11 protein-coding genes are annotated in these 17,379 nt (G+C 58.6%); 7 read left to right on the top strand and 4 right to left on the bottom strand.

Translation table 11 applies throughout. From position 1 onward, the window contains the following. Window positions 1–274: 274 nt before the first annotated feature. A complete protein-coding gene (gene larB, locus MHAR_RS03350) occupies window positions 275–1,126 on the bottom strand; it encodes a nickel pincer cofactor biosynthesis protein LarB (protein WP_014586209.1) in 852 nt (283 codons plus the stop codon). On the opposite strand from larB, the gene MHAR_RS03345 reads away from it, so the two are divergent. After that, window positions 1,116–2,345 (top strand): TIGR00375 family protein, encoded by a 1,230-nt coding sequence (locus tag MHAR_RS03345; RefSeq protein ID WP_014586208.1) that lies wholly within the window; start codon window positions 1,116–1,118, stop codon window positions 2,343–2,345. The genes larB and MHAR_RS03345 overlap by 11 nt on opposite strands. Window positions 2,346–2,707: 362 nt before the next feature. Next, on the top strand, window positions 2,708–3,904 hold the full coding sequence (locus MHAR_RS03340; RefSeq protein ID WP_143763259.1) for a hypothetical protein: 1,197 nt from the start codon (window positions 2,708–2,710) through the stop codon (window positions 3,902–3,904). A 255-nt stretch (window positions 3,905–4,159) separates the two neighbouring features. On the opposite strand, the gene MHAR_RS03335 is transcribed toward MHAR_RS03340, so the two are convergent. Then, window positions 4,160–10,570: a SpaA isopeptide-forming pilin-related protein gene (locus MHAR_RS03335; protein ID WP_014586206.1), complete on the bottom strand. Its 6,411-nt coding sequence runs from the start codon at window positions 10,568–10,570 to the stop codon at window positions 4,160–4,162. Next, window positions 10,567–11,118, bottom strand: a complete 552-nt coding sequence (locus MHAR_RS03325; protein ID WP_187287847.1) for a choice-of-anchor E domain-containing protein — start codon at window positions 11,116–11,118, stop codon at window positions 10,567–10,569. Before MHAR_RS03325 ends, MHAR_RS03335 begins: the two co-directional genes overlap by 4 nt. A gap of 847 nt (window positions 11,119–11,965) precedes the next feature. Here MHAR_RS03325 and MHAR_RS12375 point away from each other — a divergent pair. The 5 genes from MHAR_RS12375 (at window position 11,966) to MHAR_RS03305 (ending at window position 15,980) form a co-directional block, all read left to right on the top strand. Next, a complete protein-coding gene (locus MHAR_RS12375) occupies window positions 11,966–13,636 on the top strand; it encodes a tetratricopeptide repeat protein (protein WP_014586204.1) in 1,671 nt (556 codons plus the stop codon). Between the two features lie 402 nt (window positions 13,637–14,038). Then, complete coding sequence (locus MHAR_RS13600) at window positions 14,039–14,209, top strand: hypothetical protein (protein ID WP_187287846.1); 171 nt, start codon at window positions 14,039–14,041, stop codon at window positions 14,207–14,209. 46 nt (window positions 14,210–14,255) lie between these two features. Next, a complete protein-coding gene (locus MHAR_RS03315; RefSeq protein ID WP_014586203.1) occupies window positions 14,256–15,215 on the top strand; it encodes a trypsin-like serine peptidase in 960 nt (319 codons plus the stop codon). After that, window positions 15,212–15,442 carry a hypothetical protein gene (locus MHAR_RS03310; protein WP_143763256.1) on the top strand — a complete coding sequence of 77 codons (231 nt, stop codon included), beginning with the start codon at window positions 15,212–15,214 and terminating at the stop codon, window positions 15,440–15,442. Before MHAR_RS03315 ends, MHAR_RS03310 begins: the two co-directional genes overlap by 4 nt. Window positions 15,443–15,656: 214 nt before the next feature. After that, window positions 15,657–15,980, top strand: coding sequence for a hypothetical protein (locus tag MHAR_RS03305; protein WP_048144793.1), 324 nt, complete (start codon window positions 15,657–15,659; stop codon window positions 15,978–15,980). 33 nt (window positions 15,981–16,013) lie between these two features. On the opposite strand, the gene MHAR_RS03300 is transcribed toward MHAR_RS03305, so the two are convergent. Beyond that, complete coding sequence (locus MHAR_RS03300; protein ID WP_014586201.1) at window positions 16,014–17,312, bottom strand: phenylacetate--CoA ligase family protein; 1,299 nt, start codon at window positions 17,310–17,312, stop codon at window positions 16,014–16,016. Window positions 17,313–17,379: the final 67 nt, after the last annotated feature.

The following is a 17,379-nucleotide window of genomic DNA, read 5'->3' as shown; positions in this document are numbered from 1 at the left end:
CTCGAGAGAGATCATCGCCGGAGGCGGAGATTAATTCTTAATAGCAATATTATTCATAAGATATCGGTCGCTGACTATTCTATCAATCCGAATTGATAAATAACACAATATGGAGAACCAACGGCCCCATCCAACCACCATAGAAGCATCGAGACATAAGTAGGTGTGAGCGGGTAGGGGAGTGGGGGTTAGTGAAAAATTAGTTTACCCGCTCGTGTTTATACCTCTGTCTTATCATATAAATAGTTTTCCGGCCAATAATTCAAAACTTCCATTACATATTTCTACATTTCGCCGCCATCTTCGCGATCTTTGCCGCAAAAGCGCCAGCCACAAACCCGGCGTCGATGTTGACCACGACCATCACAGAACAGGACTGGAGCATCGATAGGAGGGCGGCCTCGCCCCCGCCGCCGGCGCCGTACCCCGTAGAGACGGGGAGACCCACCACGGGAGCCTCCATCAGCCCCGCCACCACCGCGGGGAGGGTCCCCTCCCGGCCTGCGGCCACCACCAGGGCGTCCATATCATGCATCTTCTCCAGGGACGGGAAGAGCCTGTGGATCCCCGCAACCCCCACATCGTACTCGACCGCTGTCTTGCAGCCCATCATCTCGGCGGTAACCCTCGCCTCCTCGGCGACGGGGATGTCAGCGGTCCCCGCGGAGAGTACCCCCACCTTCCCCCCCGAGGGCTCAGGAGGCCAACCCTTCGAGATCACCGCCGCCTTCGCCCTCGCCTCCACCCGGAGCTCCGCGCCGGCGGGGAGGGGGGCCTCCCTCAGGGCCGCGAGCTGGTCGGGGGATACCCTGGTGATGAGGACCGCCCTCGAAGCCTCCAGGAAGGAGAGGGCTATCGCCACCAGGTCTGAGGGGCCCTTCCCCTCCGCCAGGATCGCCTCTGGAACCCCGATTCTGTCTACCCGGCGGGGATCGAGCTTCGCCATCTCTCCCACCTCCCGATAGGAGAGGAGGTTCACCTCCCGGATGGCCTCATCCAAGGAGATCTCGCCCCGGGCGAACCTCTCCAGGACGGCTCTATGGTTTCTAGTCAACAGATGCACCTTCTCTTTTGGGGATAAATGGTTTATCCTGGGCCGTTCGATCTGAAGGACGATGAAGATCAACCTCGATCTCCACATCCACTCCCGGTACTCCGCCGCCACCTCCGGCAATATGGACCTTCCCACCATCGGGAGGGAGGCGGCGAAGAAGGGGATCGGGGTCGTGGCCACCGGGGATTGCCTCCATCCTGGGTGGATGGCGGAGGTGAGGGAGCTCCCCGAAGAGGGAGGGCTCTTTCGGCTCGGAGGGACGGCCTTCGTCCTCACCGCGGAGGTGGAGGACTCGGCGAAGGTCCACCACCTCATCATCGTCCCCGACCTCTCCAAGGCCTTGGAGCTGGCGGAGGCCTTCTCGTGCCGGGGCGGGAACCTTGAATCCGACGGGAGGCCCACCCTCCCCATGACCCCCCCGGAGATAGCCGACGCCGCCCTGGAGGCCGGCTGCCTCATCGGTCCGAGCCACGCCTTCACCCCCTGGACCGGTATGTACGCCCACTATCCCTCCCTCGCAGAATGCTACCAGGACCAATCCGATCGGATAAAGTACGTCGAGCTGGGGCTGAGCGCCGACTCCGACTACGCCGACCGGATAGCCGAGCTGAGGGTGATGACCTTCCTCACCAACTCCGACGCCCACTCGCCGTGGCCGGATAAGCTCGGAAGGGAGTTCAACCAGATGGAGATGAAGGACCTCTCCTTCGAGGACCTGAGGAGGGCGATCGGGCGGGAGGAGGGGCTCCGACCCACCCTCAACGTCGGCTTTCCCCCCGAAGAGGGAAAGTATAACAGGACCGCTTGCACTCGATGCTATCGGCATTACTCCCCCGGGGAGATGGCCGAGAGGAGGGGGAGGTGCGAGTGCGGTGGGCTGATAAAGCTGGGGGTGAGGGATAGGGTCGAGATGCTCGCCGACTTTCCCGAGCCGGTCCATCCCGACCACCGCCCTCCCTACGTGCATCTGATTCCCCTCGCCGAGATCATCGCCATGGCCCTGGGGGTGAAGAGCGTCCATTCGGCGAGGGTCCAGAGAACCTGGGAGGAGCTGATCCGGGGAGGAAGCGAGATCGAGGTTCTTCTGGAGGCCGACCTCTCAGAGCTTGCTGGGGAGGAGAGGGTGGTGGAAGCCATCTCCGCCTTCAGGTCCGGAGAGGTGGTGGTGGAGCCAGGAGGAGGTGGAAAGTACGGGACGATCGCCCTCCGGGCCTCCGGGGAGGAGGGGGTGAGAGGGGAGAGGATGGGGAAGAAGAGGGGCGAGGAGCAGAGGTCGATCTTCGATTTTTAGAGGGGGAAGGAGGTCACATCTCATCGTTCCGCCGGGGGGAGGAGGAGACTATACCGACGAGATCGTCGGCGGGATCCAGAGCCGAGGGGATCAATCTTCGAGGGGGGGGCTGAGCTTCGGGGTGACGGAGTACGAGATCCTCCGCCCCGGGGGGGGGTCCTCCAGAAAATGTTAAGTACTTTGTGGGGGGATATAAAAGGGTATATACCGAAGGGTAGAAGAGATCTCTTTAAAAGGCATGTACAGATGAAGCTTCAGGGCTCAACTTAAGAGAACCGATCGTCTCCAGCTCGAGAAGGGCGGGCCTGGAGCCAGAAGGGGAGCCCTGGAAGCTTCAGTCGAAGGGGGGAGAGATATCTCATATGAAAGGGAGTAGCAGCTCAGCTCTAACTCATAGGCTCACCATTGCGTTCCTCATCCTGCTGATCCATGCAGCCACCGGTATCGCCGATGAGGAGGTCGTTTGCGAGAAGCCGGCCGGCAAGTCTCCTTCGGAGCCTTTGCCGGCGGATGAAAGCGTCCTATCTCAAGAGGAGGAGGCGCCCTCTCCAGGGCGGACCGACGATGGCGGCCGATGGATGGTACGCCAGACGCCTCCTCGAACCGATGACAAAGAAGACCGGGTGAGCACGGAGCCACCAAAATTTTGCCTATCGGGCCGCAAGTACTGGGATAAGAACCAGAACGGAGAGCGAGATCCCGAGGAGGGGGATCTCAGCGGCTGGACGATCACCGTTGATGGGGAGTCCACCACCTGGTGGACGGCCACCAACATCCACGGGTATTGGAAGATCTGCAACCTGTCCGCCGGCACCTACTACATATCCGAGCGCCCGCCCAGGGGAGAGATCGGCTGGATCTCATCCCGGAGGCCCGCCAAGGTCACCATAACCGATAGGTCGATAAAGGACCTCAACTCCGGAAACTACCGCGCCCTCCACGACGAGCCACGCCAGTACGAGCAGTTCTGCGAGAGTCAGCTGGTCACCGGATCGGGGTATCTAGACGTCAAGACCTCGGTCCTGGACAAGAAGCTGGCGATGGACTATCAGAACAAGATCTTCGGGGAAGGGGATATAGGCCTCGAGTCGGCCCAGGTCTATTCACAGGAGCCCAACAAGCTCAGAAGGCCAATACCGAACTGCAGCGACCCCAATGGAACCACCATGCAGAGGCTCAACTTCTTCGATAATACGAAGGTCGTCTACGAGGGCGAGACCCCTCTCGTCGGCAGCAGGTCGATCAGATCCATAGAACGTTACGGGGGGATCGGCGCCGATATCCACGAGAACTTCAGCGTCCGACGAATGGAGGCCGACCAGACGGTCTTTCTGGGGACGACGAGCAACTCCACCATCAGGCGGACGGTGGGATCGAATACCCAAAACAGCTTTGAAGGGATGTGGGGGACAGATTCGAGACTCCACAAGATCTTCTACAAGGATATCAAGAGACGAGAAAGGTTTTCGGGGGATTTCGAGGTGCTGAGGGAGCTGAAGTTCCACGAGAATCCGACCGCTGAGGAGGGGAGATGTCCCTGCGGCGGAGTGGACTGCTGAAGGGGAGACGGCTTTAACAGCCCATATCTTCCCCCATCTATTTTTCTTCCAACCTCCCAGCCACCCCGTCTTCAAGATCCCCCGATCGCGGGGTCCTGCGGGAACCAACTCCACCGATATGCTCCATCTTCCATGCCCAGATCATCCCGGGCCGAAGGGGCTTGTCAAATCTCCCGGAAAAGAGGGGGAAGGGGGCCAAATTCGCCCCAAATGGTTCTGGGGTGGATGGAAAAATAGTCGGGACCTAGCGCCCCCTCACGGCGCAGGGCACGACCCCCTCCCATCGGAGCCGGCGCAGGCCAGACCCTCGGAGGCGACCTCGGCCGGCTCGTATCCGATGTGCTGGAGGTCCCAGTTCGGCGGGCTCCAGATCTCGCAGGAGGTGGGTCCGCACTCCTCGAGGGATCCGACCTCGACGACGCAAGAGGCGGTCACCGGCTGGACGACGGGCCCGTCGACGGACCTTGGGTCAACGATGACGACGTTGGTGTACCGGCCGGGGGCCGAAGCCCGGGCCGAGAGCTCGATCGTCCTCGTCTCGAACGGCCCGATATCGATCAGGTTCCAGACGACCTCGACCCCATCGTAAGAGGCGACCGGTGTCGAAGAGTCGAGGAACGTCATCCCCTCGGGCAGATGGTCTGTGACCCTCGCCACCCGGGTGACGTCGTCGTGGTTCTCGATATCGATCCGGTACAGGACCACCATCCCGTCAGCACCGTCGACCTCGCAGCTCTTAACCACCGAGACCGTCTCGTTCAAACAACATGTAAGCCAGTTCACCTCCAGGGCGCTGGAGTTAGCAAAGCAGATCCACTCGCCATCGTACTCGCCGCAGACCTCGACCCTGTTCACCAGCTCCGACGGATAGTACTTGGCAACGTCGAGCTTCAGGGTTATCACCGCGACGTCACCTATCGATAGGTGCGTCAGGTTCCAGTTGGCGTAACTATCCGTCAGCTCCGTCGGCCTCAAAGACGACTCGAGGAAGACCGCCCCCGGCGGGAAGAGGTCCTGGACGTTGACAGGTATAAACGCCCTGTTCCCGTCGTTCTCAATCCGGATGGTGTAGGTCGCTATGTACTTCGTCTTGCTGCAGTTGTCGCCGTCGCACTTGTCCTTCTCTTCGACGATCCCGTCCAGGGTCTTGGTGACGTTCAGGTGGGGCCGGTCGTACTTGGACGTACCCTTTAGGAGGACCCGCCGCTCGATCGAGTAGTCGCCGGCGTAAACCTCATCGAACTCGACGAAAGGCCTCTTCGTATCGTTCGGATCGGCGAACACCGCCCTGTACCGGGCCTGCCCCGAGAAGTCGGCCGAGGTCTCCATCTCGTTCAAGCCCCTCGCCACCGTCTCCTTATCCAGCTCGGTGACCCCAGTGTACTCCTCGCCGATGTAGCTTCTGGCCGGGACCCTCGAATAGAGACCCTCCTTCCACTTCATCGAGCTGTTGATCCAGACGTCGTCGGTCAGCCTCGTCGTCGTCGGGGCGTAAACGAGGCTGATGTCTTTTGCTATGTAGTTCGTATAGGTCTCGATGACCTCCTCGGAGTCGTAGGCGCCCGACCCCGACTCGTAGCTCCTCTGGCTCCCTCCGATACGCCGGTCGCCCACCACCAGGCCGCCGCCGGAGGCCGCCTTCTCGTAGGAGACGCCCTTGCCGTACTCGTCGATCTTCTGGACGACCTTGAAGCTCCCGACGTAGTCCTCCCGGACCTCGATCAGCGGCGTCGTCTGGGGCGACGACCTGTTCGTCGGCATCTTGAGGAAGCCCACGTGGCCCCGGCCGTCGAAGGAGCTGTCGACCTCCATCACCGACTGGTTCTTGTCGAGGAACATCCTCGACTCCCGGTCCAGCCAGGTCGCGTCGTGGTACGTCTCCGTCATCGTCGTCCCGGTGACGTAGTTCTTCGCCCTCGCCTTCTTAACCCAGGCCGAGTCGTAGTCGACGGTGCGGTTCTGGTAGAGGGTGATCGAGGTAGGCTTGTAGGTCGCCGAGACGTCCTCCTCCCACTCGATCGACTTGTTCTTCGTGAAGACCGCAACCCGCTCCTCGGCTTCGAAGAGGCCGGAGCCGTACTCCCGGGTCTGGAGTTCCGTTCCGATATCCGCGCCTACTGTAATACAGACACAATCGGAGAGCGGCTTCTCGTTCCAGTCGCTGGTGACGTAGGCGCAGTTACAGATGCAGTATTCCTTGAAGGTGGTGCTGTAGTCGTTGGCCACCTTGACGAAGCCCTCGCCGCGGACGCCCTGCTCCATCCCAAACTCGAAGTCCTGCCGCTCGGGGACCTTGATCTTTATCGTGATCGTCACACACGTCCGCGCTGGAATCTCGTCAAAGTGCCACTTCCGGTCGGGGCCGGGGGCGGGGGTCATCGAGAGGATCTCGACTTCTTTATCGAACCTGTCCCAGACGGTGACGTTTCTGACGGGGACGCCGCCGTTGTTGCAGACGGTGATGGTGTAGGTGACCTCGTCGCACTCCTGGACCTCGTACTTGTCCGCCACCTTCTTGATGGTGAGGTTACGGGGGTCGTTGTAGAAGTCCAAGGTCAGGTTCTGATCTGAGACCAATACGACGTTGTAGAAGCAGCCGTCGGGAGGAATTATCGAGGTCCACCCTTCCTTCAACTCTTCGCAGACGGTGTAATTTTCGCCGAAAGCGAGGCCGCAGATCTTCCAGTATCCCTCATCGTCGGTGGTGGCGTTTCCAACCACCGTGCCAGAGCTATCTGTGACGGTTATGTTCCAGCCTTCGAGGGGGGTCTTATTGGAGTAATCGTACTTGTGACCATCTATGCATCTGGAAGTGAAGTTGTTCATGAAGTCGATCTCGAGCTTCGTCTCGCTGCCGTTGAGGACGACCCCCCGGTGCCAGCCGTCTACTGGATCGATCGGCTCCCAACCGACCTTGAGGACCTCTTTGACGTCGTATACGCCCGGAAGCAGGTCGCAGATGATCCACTCACCCTCCGAGTCGGTGGTGTTCTCGCCGACCTTGGTCTCGGTGCCGTTGACGTAGACCTCGATCTTCCAGCCGGGAAGCGTCACGCCTGTGTCGTTCGTCTTTTTACCGCCGAGGCAGGACTTGTTGCTGTTGACGAAGTCGATCTCGAGGTTCGTCTCGCTGCCGCCGAGGACGACGCCTCGGTGCCAGCCGTCGGCGGGGTTGATGGGGGTCCAACCGGCATCGACAACCTCCTTGACGTCGTAGGTCCCGGGCAATAGGTCGCAGACGATCCACTCACCCTTCGAGTCGGTTACGTTCTCGCCGACTTTGGTCTGGGTGCCGTTGACGTAGACCTCGATCGTCCAGCCAGGGAGCCTCGCGCCTGTGTCGTTCGTCTTTTTGCCGCCGAGGCAGGACTTGTTGCTGTTGACGAAGTCGATCCCGAGAGTCGTCTTTTCACAATCCAGGACAACTCCCCGATGCCAGCCGTCGGCGGGGTCGATGGGGGTCCAACCGGCATCGACAACCTCCTTGACGTCGTAGGTCCCAGGCAATAGGTCGCAGACGATCCACTCACCCTCCGAGTCGGTGGTGTTCTCGCCGACTTTGGTCTGGGTGCCGTTGACGTAGACCTCGATCGTCCAGCCGGGGAGCCTGGCGCCTGTGTCGTTGGTCTTATTGCCGCCGATGCAGAGGAGCGGGACGTTCTCGAAGTCTTTGTCCAGGACGTTGTCGCAGTCGAGGGTCACGGGAACCCTCTTCGCGCTGAAGTTCACGTAGCCGGGTTTTATCGTCTCTTCTACAGCGTAATCGCCGGGGACGAGACCGCAGAAGCTGTACCAGCCCGTGGCGTTTGTCGTCGTCGTATTGATCGGCTGGTTCGTCGTGGCGTTGTAGAGGGTGATCGTCCAGTTCGAGAGGTCCGAGCCTTCACAATCGATGATCTTGTGGCCGCCGATGCAGAGGAGCGGGACGTTCTCGAAGTCTTTGTCCAGGACGTTGTCGCAGTCGAGGGTCACGGGAACCCTCTTCGCGCTGAAGTTCACGTAGCCGGGCTTGACCGTCTCCTCTACAGCGTAATCGCCGGGGACGAGATCGCAGAAGATGTACCAGCCCGTGGCGTTAGTCGTCGTCGTATTGATCGGCTGGTTCGTCGTGGCGTTGTAGAGGGTGATCGTCCAGTTCGAGAGGTCCGAGCCTTCACAATCGATGATCTTGTGGCCGCCGATGCAGAGGAGCGGGACGTTCCTGAAGTTCTTTTCGGTAACGTTATCGCAGGTCAAAGGCACATCAAGACAGGTCGGTGTAACGTTCGTGAAACCGGGTTTGACGGTTTCGCAGACCGTGTAGATGCCGGGGACCAGGTCGCAGAAACGGTACCATCCGGTCGCGTTGGTCAGAGTCGTTCCGACGGTGCCGCTCGAGTTGGTGAGGGTGATCGTCCAGTTCGAGTGGTCGGCTCCTTCGCACCCATCGATGATCTTGTAGCCTTCGATGCACAGGAGCGGGACGTTCCTGAAGTTCTTATCCGTAACGTTATCGCAGGTCAAAGGCACATCGATACAGGTCGGCGTGACGTTCGTGAAACCGGGCTTGACGGTTTCGCAGACCGTGTAGATGCCGGGGACCAGGTCGCAGAACCGGTACCATCCGGTAGCGTTGGTCAGAGTCGTTCCGACGGTGCCGCTCGAGTTGGTGAGGGTGATCGTCCAGTTCGAGTGGTCGGCTCCTTCGCAACCATCGATGATCTTGTAGCCTTCGATGCACAGGAGCGGGACGTTCCTGAAGTTCTTATCCGTAACGTTATCGCAGGTCAAAGGCACATCGATACAGGTCGGCGTGACGTTCGTGAAACCGGGCTTGACGGTTTCGCAGACCGTGTAGATGCCGGGGACCAGGTCGCAGAACCGGTACCATCCGGTGGCGTTGGTCAGAGTCGTTCCGACGGTGCCGCTCGAGTTGGTGAGGGTGATCGTCCAGTTCGAGTGGTCGGCTCCTTCGCAACCATGGATGATCTTGTAGCCTTCGATGCACAGGAGCGGGATGTTAGTGAAGTTCTTATCCGTAACGTTATCGCAGGTCAAAGGCACATCAAGACAGGTCGGGCTGACGTTCGTGAAACCGGGCTTGAGGGTTTCGCAGACCGTGTAACTCCCGGGAACCAGGTCGCAGAACCGGTACCATCCGGTCGCGTTGGTCAGGGTCGTTCCGACGGTGCCGCTCGAGTTGGTGAGGGTGATCGTCCAGTTCGAGTGGTCGGCTCCTTCGCACCCGTCGATGATCTTGTAGCCCTCGATGCACAGGAGCGGAACGTTGGTGAAGTTCTTATCCGTAGCGTTATCGCAGGTCAAAGGCACATCAAGACAGGTCGGCGTGACGTTCGTGAAACCGGGTTTGAGGGTTTCGCAGACCGTGTAGCTGCCCGGAACCAGGTCGCAGAACCGGTACCAGCCGGTCGCGTTAGTCAGGGTCGTTCCGACGGTGCCGCTCGAGTTGGTGAGGGTGATCGTCCAGTTCGAGAGGTCAAACCCTTCGCAATCGATCACCTTGTAGCCCTCGATGCACAACAGCGGGACGTTGGTGAAGTTCTTATCGGTGGCATTATCGTATCCGAGGTCCACATCTATGCAGATATCGGTCAGATTCTGCCAACCATCTTTCACCTCCTCGCAGACTTTGTAGTTCCCGTGATCGAGGCCACAGAACTGGTAGTAGCCTGTCTCGTTCGTCGTAGTGGTATCGATGAGGACATCGGTCTCGTTGTAGAGGGTGATATTCCAGCCCGATAGGTCCACGTCCTCGCAGTCGATCACCTTGTAGCCCGAGATGCAGGATAGGTTCTTGTTCGTGAAGTTGTAGCCTGTGAGGTTCCCCTCCGAGGCGTTTAGATCTAAATAGCATCCGGATGCCGGATCGACGGCGATCCATCCAGGCTTCAATATCTCGCAGACGGAGAAGTTGCAGCACTGAAGGCCGCAGATCTTCCAGAAGCCGGTCTCGTTGGTTATATCCCACCCGATGACCTTCCCGTCACAGTCTTGGAGGGTGATGTTCCAGCCCTCCAGAGGCTGGTTGTTCGCCGCGTCGAGCTTGTAGCCCTCGATGCAGGTCGGAGGGTCATAGTAGTAGGTGACGCAGACTATGGAGCTGGCCGATGTTGTGGGGGAGAGTACGTAGTTTCCAGAGCCGTCAGCACCTACAGTAGCCCTGGCCCTAGTCCTGAAGCTCTTGGTCTCCCCCGGGAACCTGGCGATGTACTCGCTGATATCATCGCAATCGGTGTAGTTCTTCCTCGAGGTAGACGTGAGATTTACATTTGTAAAGTTGAACCCGGAAGTGCCACCATAATCTGTCACATTATCATATTTAGTGACATACCATTCGCTATAGTTCTCCCACTCATTGGTGAGGAGAGTATTGTCATGCATGGTCAACTCGAAATATACCCATTGCTCGATTGTGATGTTGGCATCACTCTCAGAAACGACGTGCTCAAACCTCACAAGCTGGGTCCAGTTCAGCGTACCGTTCAATTCAACTTTGACCAGAGTTCCCAGGCTCGGGTCGAACTTCGGAAGGACGCTCTGCCGATCCCAATTCGTATTCAAGGGCGTCAACTGCTGGCAATACGTGATGCTCTCCGTGGCCAGGGCGGCGGGGGCCAAGATCAGAGCTAAGGTGGCGAAGAGGAGGATATTTCTCATAGGTCTCATCGTCCTTCACCTCCAGCATCTGCATCATAAGTATAAGTGACGCAGACCTTTGACCCCACAAGGCTGGAGATCCTGGATACGGTATTTCCTGACAGCTGGGTCTTGCTATTGGCTAAAGCCCTCGCGGGGAGGTTGATCGTCTCGTCCGGGATGGAGGCGACGAAGGCGGCCAGCTCCAGGTACTCTTCCGCAACTGAGCCGGTGGAGGCGAGCCCTTTGATCGTCCTCCCCGAGGGGCCCGAGAAGTCCACCTCGCCGTCGAAGCCAGCCAGGTCCTCGCTGATGGAGCTGGTGGCGGCGGCGGTGATGTTGCTGGAGTCGGGCATGGTGATCGATAGCTCAAAAACCGAGTCGACGTCTACGGTCGCGCCGGCAGGACCCTCGTTCTCAAATTGAAAATCCTGCGTTACCACCAGGTCCACGGAGAGATCGACCCGGAGGAGCTCGCCCATGGTCGGATCGAAGAGAGGGAGGATGTGGCGGTCTGACCAGCCCCCTTCCTTGGGGGGCAGCGAGTCGCAGAAGGTTATCGTATCCACCTCTGCCACCGATGGCAATAGGGTCGCTGCTAATAGAGATAGCAATAATATGGACCTATATATATTCATATTTTTCCCACCCCGAATATATAAAATTGTGTTTTGAAGCGGTAAAGGCTCTATGGGGGTTATATCCATCAACAAGCACTCTCGATGATGCTCCAGCCCCGATTATAGGTTGCACTCGAGTCATAAGATGGGTGATCGCTCCCTCCAGAGCCCTAGATTATATGAACATAAACAATAATTTCTTGATATATGTACTTTTCTCTAAAAGGAGATTAATTCCCTTCTATGACAAAATTGACTCGCAGATAACGTTTTGGACCTCCAGAGATAAATAATTATCAAATAGGAATCAATAAAACAGAATTCAGTTGATTTGCCTTTCAATTCAGAGGAAGAATCGCCCATACTATCCAGAAATTGCGGTTATTACTGGATTTAAGTCCCGATCCGGGTCGTCGGATCCCGACGGCGATATGTAGTATTTTTAGATTTGATTAAAATCTCGGATTTTCAGTGGTTTTTATAAATAAAAGATATATAGTATCCGCAGGAGGGAGTCGATATCCATAGAGCCGGGTATTTTTATCATTTATAAATATAATTTCCGTTTTTATTAGATCTGTGACTGGATACGAGCCTCCTCGCACCAACCCGGATCCAGGGGCCCCTCCGGAGGGACCTCCGAGTCGAAGACCCCTCCCCAGGACCATGGTGGAGGGGGAGCGAAACCCCCGTTTCATAAATTGCGGCGATTACGTTGTCTGCCTTCATGAGACAAAAACCCCGGCCCTCACCAAAAGATTTTCTTAGATCGAGGTACAAAGGACCTCCAGAGGCGGGAGGCTCCATGACCTCGAAGACCACCCTATCCATATTAGTCTTGATGATGGCGATCCTCGCCCTCCCCCCGGCGGAGGCGGCCACCATCACCGTCGGCCCTGAGGGCTGCGACCACTCCAGCATCCAGGAGGCCATCGACGCCGCGCGCCCCGGAGACGTCGTCTCCGTCCAGAACGGCACCTATCGCGAGACCCTGGTGGTGGACAGGCCCATCGCCCTCCGCGACGCCGGAGACGGCACCGACCGGCCGATCGTCGACGCCGCCGGAGGGGGGAGCGCCGTCACCCTCCTCGCCGACGGCGCCACTATCGAGGGCTTCGTCCTCGAAAACGGAGGCTTCGGCTGGGCCGGGATTGAGGTGAGGTCGAAGGAGAACGCCATCCGGGGAAACCTGATCACCGACAACCGGTGGTACGGCATTTACCTCGACGGGGCGGAAGGGTGCGTCATCGAGGAGAACGTCATCTGGAATAACAAGTACGGGATATGGATCAACGCCGGGTCGAGCGGCAACCTCGTCAGGAAGAACGTCCTCCAGGAGAACGAGAACCGCAACGCCTTCGACCTGGGGACGAACCTCTGGGAGGGGAACTTCTACGACGATTACGACGGGTCCCGGCCCTTCTACGAGGTGGGCGGATTGTCCAGCGTCGACCGCTCTCCTTCCGGCCCTGAGGAGGCCGCCATTGAGCCCCCGGTGGAGGCGGAGGATGCCGCAGGATCGGGGCCGGCAACGGAGGCGATAGCCGGGGAGGAGGCTGAAAGCCAGGATCTGGCCTTGAGGCCAGATCCTGCCCCCTCCGGGGACGGCGGCGCCCCGGGGGACGGAGGACTAAACCAGACCGAGATCGATCCGATGAACCGGTCTACTGTAGAGAGCCCTCCATCGAATCTCACCGTTGAAGCCCCGGCAGCCCCCGAATCCAGGAAGAGGCACCAGATCAGCATCATCGAGCTGAGCCAGAGCCGGAGCGGCTCCCAGGAGGGGGAGGCAAAGGAGGCTGAGGTTAAGGAAGAGGAGGAGGAAGAGGCCGCTATCGACCCCTTCGCCCCCGCCGCCGGGGATGGGATCGTCGACGCCGATCGGGGCGAGGAGGAGACGAACGAGTCCGCCGCCGGGGAGCCCCCCGCCGAAGAGCCGGTCGATGAACCTCCGGAGGTCACTTTGTATACGGCCGGGGACTGGACGAGATGGGGCGACTCCCTCCTCGGCTCCGGCAGGTACCCCGAGGCGATAACCTGCTACGAGAGGGCCCTGGAGATCGATCCCGCCAACGCCGCCGCCTGGGCCGGGAAGGGGGACGGGCTGATGATGACCGGCAGGTACGACAAGGCCCTCAGGAGCTACGAGAGGGCCCTGGAGATCGATCCCGCCTCGGCGGCAGGGTGGTGCCGGAAGGGGAACGCCCTCCAGATGCTCCTGCGGTTTGAAGATGCTATGGCGTGCTACAATGAGGCCCTCAGGATCGACCCGGAGTTCGCCGAGGCCTGGAACCGGAGGGGATCGACCCTGAACAGGCTCGGCCGCTACTCCGAGGCCCTCGAGTGCTTCGACCGGGCCCTGGAGATCGATCCAGGCCTTGCCTCCGCCTGGAGCAGCAAGAGCTGGGCCCACCAGATGCTGGGGGAGGACGAGGCGGCGAAGGAGGCCTTCGACCGGGCGAGGGGCCTGGGATAACGCCGAGGCCGAGGAATAATCCAAGCCCTCCCCGGGCTGAAGACCTCATACAGGACCAAGATCTTTTCCAGAAGACCGGCTCTTCCAGGGGCCTATTGCTCATGGCCCGCAGATGGGCACGCCGTCTGTGGTCGTCGATATGAACCCGGGTGGCAGTTCCATCCTTCACAGATACGTTGTTTTATTTTTTTATTTTTCCATCCGGAGGTTATATATTCCACCCATTTATAGAAAATGCGATTAAGACTAATTTAATTTTCTGGCCTTAAATCAGAGATATAAATTAAATAAATTTTCTTCCGATATGGAGCTAAAATAATTAAAATTTTACTTTGCATCTTATTTATATATATAAGTTTTTTGGCAACTCTTAAATATGAAGAAAGATAACATGTTAGTCCGGTGAAGATGATGGATAAGAAGGTAGATGGCTTTATCGGTGAGATTCAAACAGAAGAAATTTTAACTATATTTAGAGATATATCTATGGCTAATCCCACAGAAGTAGCAGGATATGATGAAGAAAGTATTTCAGAATACAGAACTATGCTGGAGGATAAATATAACAATTAATTCTTGAACTGAAGATCACAGCTGAGACGAAGAGGTGAATAATACCATGGAGATGAGAGAGAGATGGCTTCAGATCGAAGCCGCGGTCGAAGAAGAGACGAAGAAGGAATCGATAGAGGATGGCCACAGCCCCGTCAAGGGCGGGTCTGAGTTCGGCCCTGCGCCAGAAGTGGATAAAATGACCCCAGAGATGGCCCTCGCCGAAGCAGAGAGGTTTGAGGAGGTCATTGTTGAAGCCGCAGACGTATCAGGGATTGTGGAGGTCTCGGGCTTCAAGGTGGAGCCGCCCACCATCCCTGACGTAATAGAGATCATCCACGGGGCCGACGACAGGGTTCGGGTCGGCAACACCACCGTCTATCCTTGGCGGACCATCTGCCACCTGGAGATAGCCGCTCCCAACGGCAAGGCTTACATAGGCACTGGAGCCTTCATCGGGCCCCGGGTCGTCCTCACCGCAGGGCATTGTGTTTATCTCCATGCAGACGGTGGATGGGCCCGGAAGATCCGGGTAATACCAGGGCGCAACGGTGGATCATCCTGTCCCAGCTCGGGAACCAGCAGCGTCTGTCCCTATGGGTACGCCGACGCTACCCAGTACACCAGCGTCAAAGGATGGGTGAACAACAAAGATAGCGACTACGACTACGCCGTCATAATACTCCCCGCCAACCAGAAGCTTGGCAACACCGTCGGTTGGATGGGGCTGGCAAACCTCTCGATGGGGAGCCTCCTCGGCCTCAACGTCAACAGCTCAGGCTATCCCGGCGATAAGCCCTACGGTACCCAATGGTGGAATTCCAACAACATCTTGGCGGTGACCGGCCGAAGGTTATACTACCGCATCGACACCATGGGAGGACAGAGCGGAAGCCCTGTATGGCGTTATAAGGACGGCCAGCGGCATATCATAGGCATTCATACCACGGGAGGGTCGCCTTACAACGGTGCTACACGGATCAACGACGATGTCTTTAATAACCTCGTCAACTGGAAGAACCTATGATGAGGATAGAAGGAACAGTAGTCGAGGTGTACGAAACCTGGCCGCTTCAGCTATCGATCGAGGCAGCCGATGGACTGTATCACATCGGGCTTCATCCCGATACAAAGATAAAACGGAGAGGCCATCCTGCAGGAGCGATGGAGATAAAGGATCACGTTCGCATCGCCATCGATGGTACCATCTCAGGTCCAAAAGCCCTCCTCGCCGATTCGATCGAGCTCCTCTAAAAGGGGCAGATCCTCACCCAATAGACCGCCAGGCTGGGGCCTCATAACTCATTTTTTCATTTTTGCTCCAAAATCTCTGGCCGCTGTATATTTTACTGAATTTTTCAGGTGGCTGATCGGGATCATGGTTATACCTTATGGATACAAGATGCCGATGAATGAATATTACGTCCAAAGCAGATCATGGTGAAGGGAGGGGAGTACATCGGTGAAGATGAGCCTAGATCTCGATGAGGCCGAGAGGGTTCCCTGGGAATCCCTCTTTAAAGAGGTCGAGGCCCTCCGCCAGCTCCACGGCGACGCCATCTGCGACGCCGAGAAGTGCCGGGATTTCAACCGGAGGATGGCGGAGCTTCTGATGAGCCTCGAGGAGATGGGCGAGGATCGGCTCGCCGACCGGGCGATGGACGCCCTCTCGGTCTGCAACCCCAAGACCGGCTCCCACTGCGAGAACTCCGAGAGGATGAAGGGGATCTTGGAGAGGCTCGCCGAAAGGGTGGCCGAGATGGCGAAAGAAAAGGCGGATCTCCGGCCGTAGAGGGGGACGGGACCTCCGCCCCCGTCGCCGGCGCTAAAGATCCCGGAGGTCGACGATCTTCTTCGACTTCCCCTCGGTCCGGGGGAGGCTCCCCTTCTCCACCAGCTCGATCTTCGACCTGATCTTCATCACCGACTTCAATTCGTCCTCCACCTTCTTCTGGAGCCGCGCGAGGTCCGCAAGCTCCCCGGTGAAGGCCCGATCGCTCATCTCCACCTTGATCGAGATCTCGTCGAGGCCGTGCCTCTTCCTGTCGACGACGACCTGGAAGTAGTCCCCAATCTCGGGGATCTTGAGGAGGACGTCCTCGATCTGGCTGGGGAAGACGTTGATCCCTCTTACGACGAGCATGTCGTCGGCCCGCCCCAGGAACCGGTGGAGCTTGACGCTCGTCCTCCCGCAGGGGCACTCCTCCGCCATCATGAAGGTGACGTCCCCGGTATGGTACCTGATGAGGGGCATCGCCTCCTTGGTGAGGGAGGTGAGGACCAGCTCCCCCCGCTCGCCGGGGGCGCAGGGCAGGCCGTCGGGATCGAGGATCTCCACCAGGAAGTGGTCCTCCCAGATGTGGAGGCCGTTCTGCTCCTGGCACTCGAAGGCGACCCCGGGGCCGAACATCTCCGACAGGCCGTAGGAGTCGTAGGCCTTTATATTCAGCATCTCCTCCAGCTCCGTCCGGGCCCTGTCCGACCAGGGCTCGGCCCCGAAGCACCCCACCCTCAGGGAGAGGTCGTCGGCGAGGCCCATATCCGTCACCGTCTCGGCGAGGTAGAGGGCGTAGGAGGGGGTGCAGTGGAGGGCGGTGACGCCGAAGTCGATCATGATCTCGATCTGCCGCCTGGTGCTCCCGGTGCCGCTGGGGACCGCCATCGCCCCCATCCGCTCGATACCGTAGTGGATCCCGAGCCCCCCGGTGAAGAAGCCGTAGTTGACGGCGTTCTGGAATACATCTTCCTTCGTGCAGCCGACCATCACCAGGTCCCTCGCCACCATATCCGACCAGGTCTCGATGTCCCGGGCGGTATAGCCGACGACCGTCGGCTTGCCGGTCGTCCCGGAGGAGGCGTGGACCCGGACCACCTCTTCCCTCGGGACCGCAAAGAGGCCGAAGGGGTAGTTCTCCCGGAGGTCCCCCTTCCTCGTCTCCGGGAGGATCCTCACATCCGCCAGGGAGGCGACATCCGAGGGCGTCACCCCCAGATCCTTCATCCTCTGGTGGTAGAAGGGGACGCGATCGTAGGCCCTCTTCACCGTCTCCTTCAGACGTCTCAGCTGCAGATCCTCCAGATCTGACCTCTTCATCGTCTCGATCTTCGGTTGCCAGAAGTTCATGGGAATACTGTCCTGAAATTTTAGTCGGCCGAAACCGATATGCTACACTCTGCCGTGAGAGAGCCCG

The sequence above is a fragment of the Methanothrix harundinacea 6Ac genome (genome assembly GCF_000235565.1).
GTDB lineage: Archaea > Halobacteriota > Methanosarcinia > Methanotrichales > Methanotrichaceae > Methanocrinis > Methanocrinis harundinaceus.
The sequence above is the reverse complement of the archived record's forward strand: the minus strand, read 5'-3'. Positions and strand labels throughout refer to the sequence as shown.

What these genes read in the sequence shown, in the direction of transcription:
- MHAR_RS03345 (WP_014586208.1), top strand. Translation starts at nt 1,116, where the DNA reads ATGAAGATCAACCTCGATCTCCACATCCACTCCCGGTACTCCGCCGCC.
- MHAR_RS03340 (WP_143763259.1), top strand. Translation starts at nt 2,708, where the DNA reads ATGAAAGGGAGTAGCAGCTCAGCTCTAACTCATAGGCTCACCATTGCG.
- MHAR_RS03335 (WP_014586206.1), bottom strand. Translation starts at nt 10,570, where the DNA reads ATGAGACCTATGAGAAATATCCTCCTCTTCGCCACCTTAGCTCTGATC.
- MHAR_RS12375 (WP_014586204.1), top strand. Translation starts at nt 11,966, where the DNA reads ATGACCTCGAAGACCACCCTATCCATATTAGTCTTGATGATGGCGATC.
- MHAR_RS03315 (WP_014586203.1), top strand. Translation starts at nt 14,256, where the DNA reads ATGGAGATGAGAGAGAGATGGCTTCAGATCGAAGCCGCGGTCGAAGAA.
- MHAR_RS03310 (WP_143763256.1), top strand. Translation starts at nt 15,212, where the DNA reads ATGATGAGGATAGAAGGAACAGTAGTCGAGGTGTACGAAACCTGGCCG.
- MHAR_RS03305 (WP_048144793.1), top strand. Translation starts at nt 15,657, where the DNA reads ATGAGCCTAGATCTCGATGAGGCCGAGAGGGTTCCCTGGGAATCCCTC.
- MHAR_RS03300 (WP_014586201.1), bottom strand. Translation starts at nt 17,312, where the DNA reads ATGAACTTCTGGCAACCGAAGATCGAGACGATGAAGAGGTCAGATCTG.